1 protein-coding gene is annotated in these 341 nt (G+C 42.5%); it reads right to left on the bottom strand.

All coding sequences use genetic code 11. From position 1 onward, the window contains the following. A partial coding sequence (locus ACJ5GX_RS00240) for a hypothetical protein (RefSeq protein WP_495292566.1) occupies window positions 1–247 on the bottom strand: 247 nt, incomplete at its 3' end. Window positions 248–341 lie beyond the last annotated feature (94 nt).

The following is a 341-nucleotide window of genomic DNA, read 5'->3' as shown; positions in this document are numbered from 1 at the left end:
GAGATAGAGAGGAACGGGTCACGCGAAACAAACATAGCAACATTTTCTTTCGCTTAGTACTATTTGTGTGTGCCTCGTTTAGTATACATCTATTATATCGGAACGGTGTACCGAAAACTTTGCAGGCATGATCGATCGTTTTTTGCGACTGTTTGCGCTCCATCATTTCCTGTATAGCTGCCTCAGTGGCAAGCACGCTCTGGCGTACACGAAGTTGTTTGACCTCTTCGGTCAGTAGATCGATCATGCCTGCAAAGTTTTCGGTACACCGTCTTAATATAATAGTTGTATACTAAACGAGGCACACACAAATAGTACTAAGCGAAAGAAAATGTTGCTAT

It is taken from the genome of Wolbachia endosymbiont of Tuta absoluta, assembly GCF_059414725.1.
The sequence above is the reverse complement of the archived record's forward strand: the minus strand, read 5'-3'. Positions and strand labels throughout refer to the sequence as shown.